The following is a 15080-nucleotide window of genomic DNA, read 5'->3' as shown; positions in this document are numbered from 1 at the left end:
GGGCGGTTTCGAAGAAACCGCCCGGAAAAAAACACAAATGATGAAAAAATAAATTGTATTTATTGGTAAATACAAATGTTCTTAGTTCCAGTATGCGCCGTTGGTACCTTTACCCGCTGTAAAAGTTTTCAGAAGAGAACCGTTCGTAGAATACACGCTGACTTTACTGTCTTCAGTAAATCCGTTGGCATCAGAAACAAAAATTCTGTCGTTTACAACGCTGAATCCATATAGATTAGAGTACGGATCAACACTGTTGTTTACTGTAAACAGTGGAGTAGTAGGCGCCGTAGAAGCAGTTAAATCCATCGCGTATACTTTTAGCCCTGAAGTAAAGTAAAATTTGCCCTTTTCAATTTCAAGATTCGTAGCATCGCTAATTCCTGTTAAAGTAAATGTTTTGGTAATGCTCCCCGTATTTGAAATCTGGTAGATATAAGAATCTGCAGTTCCTGCGGCGATAGCATATACCGTTCCGTTGCTGGCAATCATTTTATTGATGTTTCCATTCGGTATCGTGATCGTAGACTGTATTTCGTTATTAGATGTTGTAATATAGGTAATCTTATTTCCAAAACCGAAAGAAGCATTCTGTACGAAAATATTATTTCCGGCTTCAACGATTCTTTCAACACTGTCGGTGAAGTTTATTTTCTTAACAAAAGATAAATCGGATGTTTTATAAATGCTTACATATTTGTCACCTCCGTATTTGTCATTGGTTACATAAATATTATTGTTGGCAAAAGCCATGAATCGTGGAGAGTTCAGCTGAGCGGTAATTTCGCCTGTTCTCTTAAAGTTCGATCTGTTGACGATCTGAATTTTGTTTGAATTATTCAGCAACAGGTATGCATGGTCTCCATTAAAGCTGATCATCTGCAAAACATCACCAAGGTTAGAGCCTCCGTTGTTGGCAGAGAAAATATTGTCCTGTTTCATGTTCAGGTCAGAAGTAATATACGTTACATCTGCATTTGGTTTTCCGAAATTTCCCTCGTTGCTTAGTAAAAATCCGTTTCCGTAGTACGTTTCATCGCTTATAGTATCATCACTGCTACACGAAATATTGAACAGTAATGCAAAAGCAAAAACAAGGGTCAGAAGTTTAGTTATTTTCATAATATGTTAAATGTTAAAAATTAATATTGATATAAACACTGTAATTTCTTTTGGGCAAAGGATAATAAGAAACGGTCTGATAAACAACGTCTGTAATATTATTTACCTTAAATCCTAAAGTGTAATGGTTTAAAAATTTTGTGGAAATTCCGGTGTTCAAAACGAAATAAGGATCAATGGCATCCGCTCTTTTTTCGTCGGTAGTGGTATAAGTAAGCCCGTTGAAAAGCCCCTGAACATAAACACTTAGGAAACGGTAGCGGTAATCGATATTTCCGGTAGCCTTATGAAGCGGAACATACATCATCTGCATTCCTGTAAGCTTATTGGTAGATCTGGAATACGTATATCCGCCGTTAAACGTAAAATGATGATTTCCAAAATCTTTCTGATAAGTGATCCGCGAATCAAGCCCGTAAATTTCTACGCTGTAGGTATTGAATGCAGCCCAGTAACCTGCAGCTGTCGGAAGCCAGTTGATATAGTTTTTAATATCCATATAATACGGACTCACCGTCAGTTTCAAATCTCCGAATGTCAATTCATGATCCATATCCAGGTTTGTAGATGTTTCCGGAACCAGATCAGGATTTCCTCCCTGTTGCCAGTACAGATCATTGAAAGTGGGAAACTTAAAATTTCTTGAGAAGCTTGCGCCTGCCTGATACCATTTTACAGGCTGCCATTTTCCTGAAAAAGAATAGAGGACAGGAGAAGATATATTTTCTACAAAATCTTTTTTAATACCTGCTTCAAAACGAAGATCAGAAGTAACGAAATATCGGATAAGACCTGCTGCAGAACCAACATTTCTGCTGATATCTCCAATGCCCGATTGATAACCCGACCCTTTATTTACCTGAAATTCCCCAATGGCATTGACGTTGATTTTCGGAGTGATGAAATAATTAAAATCATTTCTGAAAATATAATTTTTACCTTCCGCACCACTTTCCTTTGGTTTGTCAATATCTCCGAAATACTGGAAATTATCCTCCGTGTAAGCCACTTTCAGGCTGTTGGAAAAATCATTTCTTGTAACATCCCAGGAAAGAAGACTGCGCAACGTCTGGGCTTTATATTTTGTTTTGTTACCGTTCTCTGTGAAAATAGGATAATGTTGGGATCCGTCAAATAGCTGGTTTTGCCACGAAATCGTTTGATGCGGTGCAATTTTATACGAAGCTCCGATGTTGATCGACAAATTGTAAAACCTGCCGTTTCTGTTGATGTACTCCTTCTCCGGAACTTCATAATCGTTCTGGCTGATGACATAATTTCCCGAAACCTTCATACTGAACTTTTCATTGCTGAAGGAAGACCTCAGGAAATTATTAAAGGTCCCGAACGATGCTGCTTCCGAATAAAGAAAAGCATGGGCACCCTTGTTAAACTCCAGGTTATTATTAAGATGAATACTCCCTCCGATGGCAGAACTTCCATATTGTACACTTCCGCCGCCGGCTTTTACTTCAAGCTCATCATACCCGAAAAGCGGCATATTATTCACATCACCTTGTCCGAGAAAGGCTGAGTTGATGTTAATGCCGTTCCACACAAAAGCTGTGTGCCCTGCACTGGTTCCCCTGAAGGATGGCGATGAAACTGCACCCCGTCCGTTTTCTTTAATATAAAGCTGAGACTGGAACCGCAAAAGTTCGGAAAGATTGGTAGTATTTTTTTCGAAATCTTTCGGACGGATTGTATTGACACTATGAAAAAGTTTTACTTTATTCATTTGGTTATCAAAGATATATACCGTATCAATGGCTTTCTCCTGTGCAGAAAGAAAGCAGCTGTAAGCCGAAAAAATCAGTACTAAAGATTTTTTTATATCCATTCTATTTTACTTTTCCTCCGAAAGCAATGTATTTAGTTACAATTCTGGCAGGTCTCCTGACTTTCGCGTTTCTACACCTTCCCGTTTGCACAGTGGTTTGTCGTAGAAACTTTTCTTGCGATCTACAGTTGCGGGGACAGTCCGGGATTTACACCCGATTCCCTTTTCATTCCAAATGATTGGAAACCAAAATTTTTTGCAAAGATAAACTTATTCGTCAAAAAAGCAAAAACAGAGAAATAATTAAAGTATGATGACGATTTTATAAAGGTTGTTTTATTTTTCAGGAGCCGGGAACCTGCTTTCCACTGCAATTCCTCATTACGCGGCTCCACCCGGCCTGGCTTGGGCCTACGACGGGCTCCGCCGCTCCACTCCGGGATTTTCGTTGCAATCAGGGCTAGGATTTCTGTGACGGCTGAGGTTTTTCGGAGCCACCACAGAAATCTCAGTTTTCTAAATGGTAAGAATTCTCCTCACTTGGTGGGGTGGATTAATTTTCAGAGAAATTAGATGATTTAAAAAGGCTAATCCAAAGTCAATTGTGAACTGTCAATTTGCTACGTTTGTCAATTTGTCAATTTTCTTAAATTCACCATTTACTTGCAAAGCAGAATTCATCATTCACCAAAAATCGCTACAAAAACGTCCCGTCAAAATAAAACGGCAGCAGATCCTTAATCGAATGTACCTTCACCACCTCCTCATTCATGCTTGAGAAATAAAGATCAATGTTTTCATTTTGCTTGGTCTCAAATTCAATCAAACTTTGCCTGCAGGCTCCGCAGGGTGGAATAGGAGGATTTTTCTCAGGAAATTCCCTATGGCCTCCCACAATGAAAATCTTTTTAATTTTCACAGCCGGAAAATTGGCAGCTACCCAGAATAAGGTTGTTCTTTCGGCACAAAGTCCCGATGGAAATGCCGCGTTCTCCTGGTTGTTCCCGGAATACATTTCGCCATTTTCAAGCAGCACAGAACATCCTACCAGAAAGTTGGAGTAAGGAGCGTATGCATTCTCGCGCGCATCCTTTGCCTTTTGAAATAATTCTTTTTCTATATCGTTCAGCTCGCTGCTATTCTTAAAATATTCGTAACTGATCTGAGTTTCTTTTTTCATATATTGTGGATTAAAAAAAGGGGGATAAAATTACTTCTTTTTCACGAGGTAGGCAATAAAGGCCTGCTCTTTGCAATTCTCAATTTTTAAAAATAAAAATGAACATGTTATATACTCCAGTTACTTTCAGAAATGTTGAATTAAAAAACCGTTGGGTAATGTCGCCAATGTGTATGTATTCCAGTGAAGATGGACTTCCCAATGACTTCCATTTTGTTCACTATGGAAGCCGCGCTCAGGGTGGAGCAGGGCTTCTTATCGTAGAAGCAACCGGTGTGGAGCCCCGCGGAAGAATTACCAATCACTGTATGGGAATATGGAACGATGAGCAGGCAAAGCAGCTTCAGAGAATTGTAAAGTTTGTTCATAAAAATTCAGAAAGCAAAATAGGAATTCAGCTTTCGCATTCCGGAAGAAAAGGATCTACCTGGAATACCAAACAAATTTCCGTTGAAGAAGGATGGGAAACCATCGCGCCAAGTCCCATTCCTTATCATCCGACAGAGAGAATTCCGCATGTTTTAACCCAGGAAGAAATTAAGGAACAAGTTCTGAATTTTAGAGAAGCTGCCAGAAGAGCAGTAGAGGCAGGTTTTGATGTCATTGAAATTCATGCGGCTCATGGCTATCTTATTCATCAGTTTTTATCGCCGCTTTCAAACATCAGGACTGATGAATACGGTGGAAGCTTTGAAAACAGAATCCGTTTTTTAGTTGAAATTGTAGATGCTGTAAACCAAGAATTGAATGACAATGTTGCTTTGTTTGTAAGAATTTCAGGAACAGAATATGCAGAAAACGGCTGGGAGATTACCGACAGTGTTGAATTGTCAAAAGTCTTGAAGAATCACTCTGTTGATCTGGTTGATGTTTCCAGTGGCGGAAATATTTACGGCGTAAAGATTCCTCTTTTCGATGGCTATCAGGTTCCATTAGCTTCACAGGTAAGAAATGAAGCCGATGTAAAAACAGGAGCTGTAGGACTGATTAAAAAAGTTTCCCATGCGGAAGAGATTCTTCAGAAAGGAGATGCCGATCTCATTTTTATTGCCAGGGAAATGTTGAGAAACCCTTATCTTGCAGTTCAGGGATCATTTGAAATGAATGAAGAATGCTTTTTCCCACATCAATATCTGAGAGCGAAAATATAATCTTAATTTTTATATATTTGATCAACAAAAAATCAGAATATGAAAGCAGAAGATTTTATGCTGCCCTGTCCTATCAAAAAATTCTTTGGGGTAGAATGCTTCGGATGCGGCACTCAGAGAGCGATTGTAATGGTTTTTGAAGGCAGATTTGCTGAAGCTTTTCATATGTTTCCTGCAGTGTATACTGTATTGCTGTTTTTTGTGGCAGTCATCTTAAACTTTGTGGATAGAAAAAGGAATTACAGTAATATCTTAGTTTTTTTAGCAATAACAAACGCTATTATTATGGTAATTTCATACTTTTATAAACATTTATTTCTAAACATAACTTAAACTAAATTATAAACTATGGATCAACAAAAATTACCCAACGCAACCGCAGTATTAATTCTTGGAATTGTATCAATTGTAGGTTGCTGCTGCTATGGCCTTCCGGGGCTTATATCTGGAATTATTGCTCTTGTTCTCGCCAAGAAAGATGGTCAATTGTATAAACAAAATCCAACAATGTACTCAAATTATAGCCAGCTGAATGCCGGTAAAATTATGGCGATTATTGGGATTTCATTAAGTGTATTGTACTTTATTTATGTGATTGTACTATTATCGACAGTTGGTTGGGAAGCAATGAAAGACCCTCAACTGATGCAGGAGAAAATGAGAGATTTGCTTGGACAATAATCTAAATGATAGTTAATAATAAAAGCCTTCGTCATCTATGATGAAGGCTTTTATTTTAAAGTTAAGATATATTTATTTAACAATAAACTTCATTACCGCATCATCTACTTTCAGAATATAGACTCCTGAAGGAAGATTTTTTATTCTGATAGAATTTCTGTTGTTCCTGAATGGCTGTTCAAAAGACTGCATTATTTTTCCCTGGAGATTATAAATTTCAGCTTTCGTAATGTTCCGTGTTTCACCTTTTACAAAAATTTCATTATTCACAATCGGATTTGGGGAGATCTGCATCTGGTTTTGAGGTAAGATCGTTTCTGCATAAACACTCTGAATGTTTCTTGATGTTCCGGAATAACAGGTCCAGCTTAGGTTGTCTATGGCTACTCTGTTGCTGGTTGAGTTGTTTTCCAGCTCTACAACTACATTTCCTGAAATGTTGATATTATTAATCGTAGTAGTTGTTGAATTAGTGCTGTAAGGTACGGTTCCTACGGCTGTTCCGTTTACTTTCACAGTAAATGTTCCGTTCGATCCTGTAAATTTCAATTGGGTGGTTACCGTTAATGACCCGATTCCGTTACCCGAACTTCCTGATGTTAAAGCACCGTCTCTTATGGTAATGGCTTTTGTAGAAATAGTCTGGTCGGTTCTGGCATCTGTGGCAGTCCATGAAATTCCGCCGTTGCTCCAGGTTCTTGTTAAATAAGAAGCAGAACTTGCTGTTGGAATGGTTTCGAAAGTTTCGTTCGCACAACCGGTCGTTGTGGGAGGAGTTGTAGTTCCGCCGCCTCCTGTAGATCCGGATCCCCAAATTAAATTCACATAATTCGGATTGTCAATAAAAGGATTTCTGTTTCCCTGAAAAGCATAAGAAGCATTATTTCTGTTGATTTCAGCCAGCGATACAGGATCCTGATTGTGCCATGCGAGCAAAACATTCAGTTCCCAGGTCTGTAATCCTGGAAAGGTGGAATTGCCCAGCATATTTCCTGAAGCGAAAGTGGAAAGTTTGCCTTGATAGCGTGTTACAAAATAGAAGATCATTCTCGCGACATCCCCTTTAAATTCATCAATCGGCTCAAAAACGGTTCCCGAATATCCGGAAGAAACCGAGTTTCCAAGTTTGGATCCGTTTTTAGAGGTGAATGTTGCGGTACCAACCTTTCCGAAAGGATAATTGGATCGCATCCCGTTTACTTTTCCATCGGTTGCCCTGATAAAATGTATATCGGAAACCATTGGTGAAGATTCATTAAATAAACTTTGGGGAACAATATGTTCTCTGTTGTAACAATTTCCTTCTACGGAATAGGTCCCGCACTGGCTGGTTCCCGGTGTATATTTGTAAGGGTCAGTGCCTGCAGGCTTTTCGGAATAAATATCCAGAATTGAACCGTCATTTTCATAATTCTTGTCAATATCGGTTGTTTTGTAGCCGGTCCACAATCCGCTATATCCTTTGTCCTGATGCCCGTTTGTAATGATTGCGCTTAAAGCTGTTTTTAAAGAAGCTCCCGATAGCCCGTTGGCCGAATTGTAGTATCCTGAAGGAGCCTGTGCATTCGCCAGAAAAGAGACAAATGCTAAAATGAACAGTGTTTTTTTCATGTCAATATTTTAGGTGGTAAGATTAATATAAAATTACGGATAAGAAATTACGGAATTGTTAATTTTCTAAATAATATTGATATCATGATAAATTATTAATATTAATAATTATTTATTACATGTGTTTTAATTTTTAATTACTTGAGAAAAATCATAAAAATATAAATCAATAATATGAGAGAAAAGAATTACTTTCGTTGTTATTATTTTTATTTAGAATGGTTAAAAATTTATATTTTAAAATGAGTATGCCTGTATTAGGGCTTATAGGCGGAGTTTTCTTTGCCGGTGCACAGTGTAATCCGGTAAGCAGTTTATCTGAAAATTTTGATGCATATTCCTGTTGCAGCATGGGAGTCGTGCCTACATGCTGGGATAGTGTGATTTTGGGCGGGGCAAGCCAGATTATTTCAAGTACACAGCCTGCCTCCGGAACAAGTCAGATTTATCAGACCGGCTATGGCACAGGCAAAATATCCATCGTTATTTTGCCGACAATGACAAATCTTTCAGACGGTACGCATCGGCTTCGTGTGAAGATGAAAGCAAACGGAGCGGGTTATCTGGAATTAGGCTACATAAAAGATGCAATTCCCGAAACTTTTGTAGTTCTTCAGCCTATTACCATCACCAATACTTCCTATGACAGCACATCGGAAAGGATTTTTACGATACCAACTACGATTCCCGCAGGAATGAGGCTGGCCATACGCAATCCCGGAACTTCTTTTGCCGGACATTACTGGGACGATGTAGTCTGGGAACCTATACCGAATCTGGCAACCGGCGAAACGGAAAATCTGCCTAAGATAGGTCTTTATCCGAATCCTGTTCACGATGAACTGCATATTTCTAATGTGAAAAATGTAGAAACACTTATAATAACGGAAACGTCAGGAAGGGTCTTAAAAGTCATTAATAAACCTTCTGATATCATATTATTAACTGATCTTGAAAAAGGAGTGTATTTTATTTTACTGCATTTCAAAAGCGGAGAAGAGACATCATACAAAATAATCAAGGACTAATTGGTCTACCCGATAAGGTTTTATTAAATAAAAAAGCCAATACAAAATGTATTGGCTTTCTATATATCTGATTGTGTTACTCTTATTTTCTTTGTGGAGGGTAATTCTTCATGATTTCACCCACAATTTCAGGAATTTGTTTTTGCTTGGCTTTCGGGCGGTCTACGGAAATTCCGCTTCCGATCCCCTGCCAAACCAGTTTATTTGATCTTGCATCTACCATATCTACAATAATGGCTCCTTCATTATAATTGCTGGTCCATGTTCTGTTCATCCCGATTCCCCATCCGAAAGGTCCGCCCCATCCCCATGCTCCATAAGGAGAACTGGTAGTTATATCCGTAATTTTTTTATGATTGGCTTTCACGTTGATGATCAGATCCGGGCTGTCTCCCGACTGAAGACCTTTCATCTGAAGCTGTTTTGATAATTCGTTTAAAACTCTGTCTTTGTCTATGTCATTCAGTTTCAGATCATCAATTCTTAGCTTATAGGTTCTGTAATTCGTAAAGTTTGCGGTTTCCGCATAATCAGAACGTACATTAAAAGGACTGCAGGATGTTAAACCCAAAGTAGCCGCGGCTAACAAAATAAAAATATATTTCTTCATTTTACTTATTTTTTTTATCGTTTTTAATAAATGTGTCCGTTTTTTTATCGTATCCGTAAGGACAATGTCTACAGCCACTTTTACAGCAATGTCCTCTCTTCAGATGAAATTTTTCTGTAAAAACCTTATACCCCTGCTCATTGTAGTAAAAATCTTCACCTTCTTTGATGTCAAAAAGTGCCATAAGTTAAATCGCTAAGTCAAAAAACTTTATATTTGTTATTATGATAATTGTATGCCAAAAACTTTTGAAATTCCTAAAAATCAGCGGCATCGCTCTTTTTCCTTTTATCTTAATAAGGAATTCCGAAGATAAGAAAAATAAAATATTGATCAACCACGAAAAGATTCATTTAAGACAGCAAATCGAAATGCTGGTCATATTTTTCTATTTATTTTATCTCATTGAATATTATTACTGGCTTTTTAAACTGAAAAATGCATTTCACGCTTACCAGAGAATTTCTTTTGAAAGAGAAGCATATGCCAACGAACATGATCTGAATTATCTTAAAAAAAGGAAATTCTGGAGCTTCAGAAAATATCTTTAATAAAATTTTTCTCATACATTAAAAATTCCCTTCCTCTGGAGGGTGGTTTAAATTCACAAAAAATTAAATTTTTATTAAAACGACAACGTTAAATCCATAGAAAAGTTTAAAAAAACAAAAAATACTATTTTTGTACAATAGATTCAGGATACAATGATATTACAGCTTCCGGCACAAAAAATCCCGATCCAGGAAATCCCGATTGATAAAAAGGTTAAACTTTTCATCAAAAGAGAAGACCTCATTCATCCTGATATTTCAGGAAACAAATACTGGAAGCTATTTTTTAATATCAATAATTATTTGACCCAAAACCCGGAAAAGCCTTATATCATTACTTTTGGAGGTGCATTTTCCAATCATATTGCGGCAGTTTCTGCAGTAGGAAATCTCACCGGAATTCCTACTTTAGGTATGATCAGGGGAGAAGAGCTTAAAGACAAATGGCGTGAAAATCCAACCTTAGTTTTTGCCAGAAAAAACGGAATGAACCTTCAGTTTGTAAGCCGTGAAGAATACAGGCACAAGGAAAAACTTACCGAATTTTTAAAATCCGAATTTCCGGACGCGCTTGTCGTTCCCGAAGGTGGCACCAACGAAGAGGCGGTAAAAGGCATAAAAATGATGCTCAATGACGAAACAAAAGATTTTGATTATCTTTGCACCGCAGTTGGAACGGGAGGAACCATTTCAGGAATCTCAGAATTTTGTGAAGAGAATCAGAAAGTTATGGGATTTCAGGCGGTGATGGATCGTAGTTTGGAAGAAACGATTGCTAAATTAACTTCAAAGCGGAATTTCAGTCTAATAAATTCTTCCTTTGGGGGTTATGGTAAAATAAATGATGAGAATATCCGTTTTATCAATGATTTTAAGAGAGATTACGGAATTCCGCTGGAACCGATCTATACAGGAAAAATGATGCAGAAGGTTTTAGAAATGATTGAAGAAGGATATTTTCCCGAGAATAGTAAAATTTTGTGCTTCCACACCGGTGGATTACAGGGAATTGAAGGCGCAAATTTATTGTTGGAAAAACAGAACAGAAATTTAATTATATAAGTAAAATTGAAAATAGGAAACACTAAGTGTCCCATCTTTCAGTTTAAAACAATAAAAATTATAAGATGAAAAGACTTTTCTTACTCGTAAGCCTTTTAGTTTTATCAAAATTTTCGGCTCAGACCTGGGCAACTGAAGATCAATACATCCAGAAATTTGCCAAATATGCTGTAGAAGAAATGGAAAAGTATAAAATTCCTGCTTCTATTACCCTTGCACAGGGACTTCTGGAGACAGGTGGCGGACAAAGCCGGCTGGCGCTGGAAGGCAAGAACCATTTCGGAATCAAATGCAAAGATGACTGGACCGGAAAAACGATGAAGCACACCGATGACGCTCCCAATGAGTGTTTCCGGGTATATGACGATCCGCGTCAGTCGTATGAAGATCATTCCATATTTTTGTCGACAAGAAAATACTACGCCAATCTTTTCAACCTGGATATGAAGGATTACAAAGCGTGGGCAACCGGACTTAAAAAAGCAGGATACGCAACCAATCCGAGATATGCTTCCATACTAATCGGTAAAATAGAAAAATACAGGTTATACGAATTTGATAATACCAGCTCAAAAGAAGTGCTGTATGCGGTGCTAAAAATGTATCCGAATCTTAAGGATGACAGAACCTTTATGGCACAGCTGGAAACGGAAAAATATACCAAAAAAACAAAAGAGCCTGTAATCGTTGAAGTGCCCTATAAACAGACTTCTTATGCGCAACAGCAGAAAAGGGTGGAAAGAATCAGAACAAAATCGGAAGTTCTTAATTCTATTCTCATTAAAACCCACCCGAACGACGGCCTGAAATACATTGTAATTCCTGAAGATACCAATCTGGAATTTATCGCGAAAAAATTTAAAATAAGCGAAAGCAAACTTATAAAATGGAACGAGCTGGAAGGTGATGTTCTATACAAAAATGATATTGTATTCCTGGAATCTAAAAATTCTGATGGAAATACAGCAACCTATAAAGCCGAAGCAGGGGAAGATATGCATGATATCGCCCAGAAATTCGGGATCAAATTGAATAAACTGTACGCTAAAAACAGGATGGATGCAGGGCAGAAGCCTTCTGCCGGACAATTGATTTATTTAATTGATAAAAAACCAAGAAATTAATTCGTTGATGGTCATTGTTGTTGGTTGATTGATAAACTGACAACAATCAGCCATTAACCAACAACTATATATGAAATACCAAAGAAGTTCAGCTTTATTTGATGAAGCGTACCAATACATTCCGGGAGGAGTAAATTCCCCGGTCCGGGCATTCAAATCCGTAGGAGGAGTTCCGGTTTTTATGAAATCTGCAAAAGGGGCTTATCTTACCGACGCCGATGACAACACGTATATTGATTATATTAATTCCTGGGGACCTGCTATTTTAGGCCATACCCATCCCGAAGTTTTAGAAGAATTGAAAATTCAGGCAGAGAAAGGTTTTTCCTTCGGAGCTCCTACAGAACTGGAAACTGAAATTGCAAAATTCATCGTGGAAAATGTTCCGAATATAGACCAGATCAGAATGGTTTCTTCGGGAACGGAAGCATGCATGAGTGCAGTGCGTCTGGCGAGAGGTTTTACAGGAAGAGATAAAATCGTAAAATTCGAAGGCTGTTATCACGGGCATTCAGATTCATTCCTGATAAAGGCGGGGAGTGGTGCTGCTACCTTCGGAAATCCGAATTCTCCGGGAGTAACGGCAGGAACGGCAAAAGATACGTTACTGGCAAGATATAACGATTTTGAGCAGGTAGAAGATCTTTTTAGGCATAATCAGGGTGAAATTGCAGCAGTCATTATTGAACCTGTAGCCGGAAATATGGGCTGTGTTCTTCCTGAAAACGAATTTCTTCAGAAATTGAGAACCATCTGTGATGAAAACGGAGCTTTATTAATCTTCGATGAGGTAATGACTGGTTTCAGGCTTGCTTTCGGAGGTGCTCAGGAGCTTTTTAATGTAAAAGCTGATTTGGTAACCTATGGAAAAGTAATCGGTGGTGGACTTCCGGTAGGCGCTTTTGCAGGAAGAAACGAGATCATGGATCATCTTGCTCCAAAAGGAGGTGTTTATCAGGCAGGAACACTTAGCGGAAATCCTCTGGCCATGAGAGCCGGATTAAAAACGCTTCAGCTGATTAAAAATGATCCTGAATTTTTCAATCGCCTGGCAAAAACAACCGAAACACTGGATTTTGAAATCGGAAAAATTTTAAATGAAAAAGGAATTCCTCATAAAATCAACCGAAAAGGGTCAATGATGTCTGTGTTTTTCGATATTAACAGGGTTTCTAATTTTGATGAAGCGCAGGAAGCCAATCATGCCTTGTTTAATAATTTCTTCCATCAGATGCTGACGAACGGAATTTATCTTCCGCCAAGCGGCTATGAAACGTACTTTATCAGTGATGCCATCAGGGATAAAGAAATCGATAGGACGCTGGAAGCCGTACGAAAATTTGAATATTCTTAAATAATAAAAGGACCTCTTTCAAACTTTTGAAAGAGGTTTTATTTAAATTATGCACACTGAATACCGCACTCGAGTGAGCAGAGTAAAACGCCTGTTGAAGTAGGCTTGTCATAACATCCGTTAGTTCGATGACACTTGGTTACACATTGAGTAGGTGTTTCACTAACGGTTTCTAAAGCTTTATCCGGACCGGATAAAAGGCTTTTAAGATTTTTTATTGTTGAATCTGAAATTTTTTTATCTCCATCATTTGCATAATATGTCGCAATTGGTTTTTCATTTTTATCCAACACAACTTTAAAGTAAAAACCTTCGCCGTGAGAATTTTCTTTGTAGATAACATAATAAGAATCACCTAAGGCTTCGGAGTTTTTAGTAAGAACAATGAATTTCTTATTTTCAGGTTGTTCATTTTTCTTAAACGAGCTGAAATACTCTTTGTCGTTTCTAACTATGTCATTAGTATTCGCTTTAATTGTAGCAAGTGTGCATAGTAAAAGTAAGAATGCAATTAAAAAATTATTTTTCATAATAGTTGTTTTTAAAGTTCAATTTTGTTTTCATTTTTATATTCTTCAATCATTTTTCTTTGAGTTTCGCCAAGTACTTTCCTTATATCAATGATGTTACCATTTGCATCTTTTTTTTCATAAATCTGGTTACTATTCATCATCTCAAACATTCTCTTTAACGGAGCTTCAGTATGGTTTTTTCTCATTTCAATAAATTTTTCTTTTGAAGTTTCAATATATTTTCTTTTTATAATATGATCATCAATAGAAATTTTCTTTTCTTTTGAAATACCAATTGCCAAAAAATGATGGTCGTTTTTTTCATCAAATATTTCGAGAATTAAACCAGGTAATCCACAAAACTTATAAGGTCCATCCTGAATAGGTAGTTCTGTTGTAAAATATGCATAATATTTTCTTCCTGCATATTTTGTGGAAGCAGCATATGCTTTAAACCCTAAAATTTCTTTGCTTTCTTTAGCTATTTCCCATTTAAAACTAGGATTTTCCTCATAATTATATTCATGCTCATCAAACTCATCAGAATAGTAAATGATTTTTTTAGATGGTATATCCTTTTTAATATAACACCCAAGCAAATCTCCAGGTAATGCTTTAAAATTTATTTTTCTACCGGCTTTTTGATCTGATGCTATTATTGAATCAGATAAATATGGTGCTTCACTAAAAAAAGTAGAAGTATTTTCTTTAATGTTTAAAAAGGTATTTTGTGAAGTGATTTTAATGCTATCCTTCATTATTCGCTTTGAATAAACATATTGTACCACTAATGATTGTGCATCCACAAAACATGAGGAATAGAGGAAAAAAAGAAATATTATAATGCTACTTTTCATTAGGCACCACTACATTCTAATGCACAATCTAAAGCACATAATGCCGTACCTGTTTCAGTGGGCTTATCATAGCAATGCCATGTAGCTGTGCACCTTGATACACAATTTCCAACAGTAGATACTGGACCAGCAGCAAGTGTTCTCACTGTATTCAAATTTGAAATAATGTTTTTAATATTTTGATTGATTTTTTCTCGGTTAGCTAGTAAAGCTTTTTCCAAAGATTTATCATTTCCCAAAACCTCAATTGATAAAGAAGATAATTTTCCTAAAAAACTTTCTCCTACAGTAACTCTTAAATCATAAACTTTATTATTGTATTCTTTTTGCACAATAACAATGTTAGTTTTAATTTCCTTTAAATCATTTTTGTAAAATAGGTTATTGTCATTGCAGTAATAAAAACTGAAAGCCAGTAAGGCGATAAATAGAAAAAATTGTTTTTTCATCGTAATAT

17 protein-coding genes and 1 riboswitch are annotated in these 15080 nt (G+C 37.0%); of the genes, 8 read left to right on the top strand and 9 right to left on the bottom strand.

Going from position 1 to position 15080, the window contains the following annotated elements; translation table 11 throughout:
- Positions 1–81: 81 nt before the first annotated feature.
- From ODE14_RS09775 to ODE14_RS09765, 3 genes are all read right to left on the bottom strand, one after another.
- Positions 82–1122: a hypothetical protein gene (locus ODE14_RS09775; RefSeq protein WP_263601316.1), complete on the bottom strand. Its 1041-nt coding sequence runs from the start codon at positions 1120–1122 to the stop codon at positions 82–84.
- A 13-nt stretch (positions 1123–1135) separates the two neighbouring features.
- Positions 1136–2962 carry a TonB-dependent receptor plug domain-containing protein gene (locus tag ODE14_RS09770; RefSeq protein ID WP_263601315.1) on the bottom strand — a complete coding sequence of 609 codons (1827 nt, stop codon included), beginning with the start codon at positions 2960–2962 and terminating at the stop codon, positions 1136–1138.
- A gap of 28 nt (positions 2963–2990) precedes the next feature.
- Positions 2991–3168, bottom strand: a riboswitch (cobalamin riboswitch).
- A 431-nt stretch (positions 3169–3599) separates the two neighbouring features.
- Entirely contained in the window at positions 3600–4082 is a 483-nt protein-coding gene (locus ODE14_RS09765) for a cytidine deaminase (protein WP_248391543.1), read from the bottom strand.
- 104 nt (positions 4083–4186) lie between these two features.
- Here ODE14_RS09765 and ODE14_RS09760 point away from each other — a divergent pair, with 104 nt between their 5' ends.
- The 3 genes from ODE14_RS09760 to ODE14_RS09750 are packed head-to-tail and all read left to right on the top strand — an operon-like array spanning position 4187 to position 5914.
- Entirely contained in the window at positions 4187–5233 is a 1047-nt protein-coding gene (locus ODE14_RS09760) for an NADH:flavin oxidoreductase/NADH oxidase (protein WP_263601314.1), read from the top strand.
- A 39-nt stretch (positions 5234–5272) separates the two neighbouring features.
- Positions 5273–5566 (top strand): DUF2752 domain-containing protein, encoded by a 294-nt coding sequence (locus ODE14_RS09755; protein ID WP_248391545.1) that lies wholly within the window; start codon positions 5273–5275, stop codon positions 5564–5566.
- Between the two features lie 15 nt (positions 5567–5581).
- Complete coding sequence (locus ODE14_RS09750) at positions 5582–5914, top strand: CCC motif membrane protein (RefSeq protein ID WP_248391547.1); 333 nt, start codon at positions 5582–5584, stop codon at positions 5912–5914.
- Positions 5915–5986: 72 nt separating this feature from the next.
- On the opposite strand, the gene ODE14_RS09745 is transcribed toward ODE14_RS09750, so the two are convergent.
- Positions 5987–7525, bottom strand: a complete 1539-nt coding sequence (locus ODE14_RS09745; RefSeq protein ID WP_263601313.1) for an endonuclease — start codon at positions 7523–7525, stop codon at positions 5987–5989.
- Positions 7526–7773: 248 nt separating this feature from the next.
- On the opposite strand from ODE14_RS09745, the gene ODE14_RS09740 reads away from it, so the two are divergent.
- Positions 7774–8553 carry a T9SS type A sorting domain-containing protein gene (locus ODE14_RS09740; protein WP_263601312.1) on the top strand — a complete coding sequence of 260 codons (780 nt, stop codon included), beginning with the start codon at positions 7774–7776 and terminating at the stop codon, positions 8551–8553.
- Between the two features lie 82 nt (positions 8554–8635).
- On the opposite strand, the gene ODE14_RS09735 is transcribed toward ODE14_RS09740, so the two are convergent.
- Together ODE14_RS09735 and ODE14_RS09730 are read right to left on the bottom strand one after the other, a co-directional pair.
- Positions 8636–9163 (bottom strand): DUF4136 domain-containing protein, encoded by a 528-nt coding sequence (locus ODE14_RS09735; protein WP_248391553.1) that lies wholly within the window; start codon positions 9161–9163, stop codon positions 8636–8638.
- A 1-nt stretch (position 9164) separates the two neighbouring features.
- On the bottom strand, positions 9165–9347 hold the full coding sequence (locus ODE14_RS09730; protein WP_029294953.1) for a DUF5522 domain-containing protein: 183 nt from the start codon (positions 9345–9347) through the stop codon (positions 9165–9167).
- A gap of 40 nt (positions 9348–9387) precedes the next feature.
- On the opposite strand from ODE14_RS09730, the gene ODE14_RS09725 reads away from it, so the two are divergent.
- From ODE14_RS09725 to hemL, 4 genes are all read left to right on the top strand, one after another.
- Positions 9388–9714, top strand: coding sequence for a hypothetical protein (locus tag ODE14_RS09725; protein ID WP_263601311.1), 327 nt, complete (start codon positions 9388–9390; stop codon positions 9712–9714).
- 153 nt (positions 9715–9867) lie between these two features.
- Positions 9868–10776 carry a 1-aminocyclopropane-1-carboxylate deaminase/D-cysteine desulfhydrase gene (locus ODE14_RS09720; protein ID WP_263601310.1) on the top strand — a complete coding sequence of 303 codons (909 nt, stop codon included), beginning with the start codon at positions 9868–9870 and terminating at the stop codon, positions 10774–10776.
- Positions 10777–10841: 65 nt separating this feature from the next.
- Entirely contained in the window at positions 10842–11900 is a 1059-nt protein-coding gene (locus tag ODE14_RS09715; protein ID WP_263601309.1) for a glucosaminidase domain-containing protein, read from the top strand.
- 70 nt (positions 11901–11970) lie between these two features.
- Positions 11971–13254: a glutamate-1-semialdehyde 2,1-aminomutase gene (hemL, locus tag ODE14_RS09710; RefSeq protein WP_263601308.1), complete on the top strand. Its 1284-nt coding sequence runs from the start codon at positions 11971–11973 to the stop codon at positions 13252–13254.
- A 47-nt stretch (positions 13255–13301) separates the two neighbouring features.
- Here hemL and ODE14_RS09705 read toward each other — a convergent pair whose 3' ends face one another.
- The 3 genes from ODE14_RS09705 to ODE14_RS09695 are packed head-to-tail and all read right to left on the bottom strand — an operon-like array spanning position 13302 to position 15072.
- Positions 13302–13784 (bottom strand): hypothetical protein, encoded by a 483-nt coding sequence (locus tag ODE14_RS09705; protein WP_263601307.1) that lies wholly within the window; start codon positions 13782–13784, stop codon positions 13302–13304.
- 11 nt (positions 13785–13795) lie between these two features.
- On the bottom strand, positions 13796–14623 hold the full coding sequence (locus ODE14_RS09700) for a GLPGLI family protein (protein ID WP_263601306.1): 828 nt from the start codon (positions 14621–14623) through the stop codon (positions 13796–13798).
- Positions 14623–15072, bottom strand: coding sequence for a hypothetical protein (locus ODE14_RS09695; RefSeq protein WP_263601305.1), 450 nt, complete (start codon positions 15070–15072; stop codon positions 14623–14625). Before ODE14_RS09695 ends, ODE14_RS09700 begins: the two co-directional genes overlap by 1 nt.
- Positions 15073–15080 lie beyond the last annotated feature (8 nt).

Source organism: Chryseobacterium sp. PET-29 (genome assembly GCF_025736815.1).
Classification (GTDB): domain Bacteria; phylum Bacteroidota; class Bacteroidia; order Flavobacteriales; family Weeksellaceae; genus Chryseobacterium; species Chryseobacterium nepalense.
Note: the sequence above shows the minus strand (reverse complement) of the source record. Positions and strands in the feature narration are given on the sequence as shown.

What these genes read in the sequence shown, in the direction of transcription:
- ODE14_RS09725 (WP_263601311.1), top strand. Translation starts at nt 9,388, where the DNA reads ATGATAATTGTATGCCAAAAACTTTTGAAATTCCTAAAAATCAGCGGC.
- ODE14_RS09720 (WP_263601310.1), top strand. Translation starts at nt 9,868, where the DNA reads ATGATATTACAGCTTCCGGCACAAAAAATCCCGATCCAGGAAATCCCG.
- ODE14_RS09740 (WP_263601312.1), top strand. Translation starts at nt 7,774, where the DNA reads ATGCCTGTATTAGGGCTTATAGGCGGAGTTTTCTTTGCCGGTGCACAG.
- ODE14_RS09700 (WP_263601306.1), bottom strand. Translation starts at nt 14,623, where the DNA reads ATGAAAAGTAGCATTATAATATTTCTTTTTTTCCTCTATTCCTCATGT.
- ODE14_RS09735 (WP_248391553.1), bottom strand. Translation starts at nt 9,163, where the DNA reads ATGAAGAAATATATTTTTATTTTGTTAGCCGCGGCTACTTTGGGTTTA.
- ODE14_RS09775 (WP_263601316.1), bottom strand. Translation starts at nt 1,122, where the DNA reads ATGAAAATAACTAAACTTCTGACCCTTGTTTTTGCTTTTGCATTACTG.
- ODE14_RS09760 (WP_263601314.1), top strand. Translation starts at nt 4,187, where the DNA reads ATGTTATATACTCCAGTTACTTTCAGAAATGTTGAATTAAAAAACCGT.
- ODE14_RS09695 (WP_263601305.1), bottom strand. Translation starts at nt 15,072, where the DNA reads ATGAAAAAACAATTTTTTCTATTTATCGCCTTACTGGCTTTCAGTTTT.
- ODE14_RS09715 (WP_263601309.1), top strand. Translation starts at nt 10,842, where the DNA reads ATGAAAAGACTTTTCTTACTCGTAAGCCTTTTAGTTTTATCAAAATTT.
- ODE14_RS09750 (WP_248391547.1), top strand. Translation starts at nt 5,582, where the DNA reads ATGGATCAACAAAAATTACCCAACGCAACCGCAGTATTAATTCTTGGA.
- ODE14_RS09770 (WP_263601315.1), bottom strand. Translation starts at nt 2,962, where the DNA reads ATGGATATAAAAAAATCTTTAGTACTGATTTTTTCGGCTTACAGCTGC.
- ODE14_RS09730 (WP_029294953.1), bottom strand. Translation starts at nt 9,347, where the DNA reads ATGGCACTTTTTGACATCAAAGAAGGTGAAGATTTTTACTACAATGAG.
- ODE14_RS09705 (WP_263601307.1), bottom strand. Translation starts at nt 13,784, where the DNA reads ATGAAAAATAATTTTTTAATTGCATTCTTACTTTTACTATGCACACTT.
- hemL (WP_263601308.1), top strand. Translation starts at nt 11,971, where the DNA reads ATGAAATACCAAAGAAGTTCAGCTTTATTTGATGAAGCGTACCAATAC.
- ODE14_RS09755 (WP_248391545.1), top strand. Translation starts at nt 5,273, where the DNA reads ATGAAAGCAGAAGATTTTATGCTGCCCTGTCCTATCAAAAAATTCTTT.
- ODE14_RS09745 (WP_263601313.1), bottom strand. Translation starts at nt 7,525, where the DNA reads ATGAAAAAAACACTGTTCATTTTAGCATTTGTCTCTTTTCTGGCGAAT.
- ODE14_RS09765 (WP_248391543.1), bottom strand. Translation starts at nt 4,082, where the DNA reads ATGAAAAAAGAAACTCAGATCAGTTACGAATATTTTAAGAATAGCAGC.